Here is a 1,426-nt window from a genome sequence, read left to right as displayed (position 1 = left end):
GATCGTGTCCCGTGTCGTGGTGTAGCTCGCGGTGGGTGACCGCGTTCGCCGGCGAGAGCCGGGCTGGTCAGCTGGCGATAGCCTGAAGGCTGACGGTGGGATCATCGCTTATCGGTGCGATGGTTTCCAGTGTCACATAGCGGGCTCGCTGGACGGCCCATTCGTCGTTTTGCTCGAGCAGGATCGCGCCGATGAGGCGGACGATGGCATCCTCATTTGGGAAGATGCCGACCACCTCGGTGCGCCGCTTGATCTCTCCGTTGAGCCGCTCGATCGGATTGGTGGAGTGCAACTTGGTCCGGTGCTGGGGCGGGAACGTCATGTAGGCGAGTACGTCGGTCTCGGCCTCGTCGAGGAAGCCGGCCAGCTTGGGCAGCTTGGGGCGGAGCTGATCGGCGACCTTGCGCCACTGCGTTTTTGCGGCATCGGCATCGTCCTGGGCGAACGCGGTGGCGATGAAGGCGGAGACCACGCGGCGCCCGCTCTTTCCGGCATGGGCCAGCGCGTTGCGCATGAAGTGGACGCGGCAGCGCTGCCAGCTGGCGTTGAGCACCTTGGCGACGGTGGCCTTGATGCCCTCGTGGGCGTCGGACACGACGAGCTTGACGCCGCGCAGGCCGCGGCGGGCGAGCTTGCGCAAGAACGCGGTCCAGAACGTCTCGGCTTCGGAGGGCCCGACGTCCATGCCGAGAACCTCGCGCCGGCCGTCGCTGTTGACACCGACTGCGACGATCACCGCCACCGACACGATGCGCCCGTTCTGGCGCACCTTCACGTAGGTGGCGTCGATCCACAGATACGGCCAGTCGCCCTCGATCGGACGGCCGAGGAAGGCCTTCACCTTGTCATCGATCTCACCGCACAGCCGGCTCACTTGGCTCTTCGAGATGCCGGTCATGCCCATGGCCTGCACCAGGTCATCCACCGAGCGGGTTGAAACGCCTTGCACATAGGCTTCCTGGACCACGGCGGTGAGCGCCTTCTCGGCCATCCGGCGCGGCTCTAAGAAGCCAGGGAAATAGGAGCCCTTGCGCAGCTTGGGAATACGCAGTTCGACCGTACCGGCCCGGGTCTCCCAGGTCCGGTCGCGGTAGCCGTTGCGCTGGGCCAGACGCTCGGGGTTCTTCTCGCCGTAGCCTGCTCCGGTCTGGCTTTCGACCTCCAGCTCCATCAGGCGCTGGGCGGCAAAGCCGATCATCTCGCGCAACAAATCCGCATCAGGGGTCTTCTCCACGAGTGTTCGCAGGTTCATCATGTCGTCGGTCATCGGTGGGTCCTCGGTTGCGTTGGCGTGTCGCAACCCGATCCTACCGGAGAACTGCCGATGACCACCGCAAAGCCGCCCGCCCGCTACGGCGCTATGTGAGAGCGCGCGTCCGGGCGGCTTTGCTCTACCGAGCTACACCACTACCCGGGACACGACCCA

General features: G+C 65.6%; 1 protein-coding gene. It reads right to left on the bottom strand.

Annotated features, from left to right (window positions below):
- Positions 1 to 67 precede the first annotated feature (67 nt).
- On the bottom strand, positions 68 to 1,267 hold the full coding sequence (locus tag ACQR1I_RS36870; protein WP_434871267.1) for an IS256 family transposase: 1,200 nt from the start codon (positions 1,265 to 1,267) through the stop codon (positions 68 to 70).
- Positions 1,268 to 1,426: the final 159 nt, after the last annotated feature.

The organism is Bradyrhizobium sp. HKCCYLS2038 (assembly GCF_051167655.1).
GTDB lineage: Bacteria > Pseudomonadota > Alphaproteobacteria > Rhizobiales > Xanthobacteraceae > Bradyrhizobium.
Note: the sequence above shows the minus strand (reverse complement) of the source record. Positions and strands in the feature narration are given on the sequence as shown.

Coding starts and splice junctions, on each gene's coding strand:
- ACQR1I_RS36870 (WP_434871267.1), bottom strand. CDS start 1,267: ATGACCGACGACATGATGAACCTGCGAACACTCGTGGAGAAGACCCCT.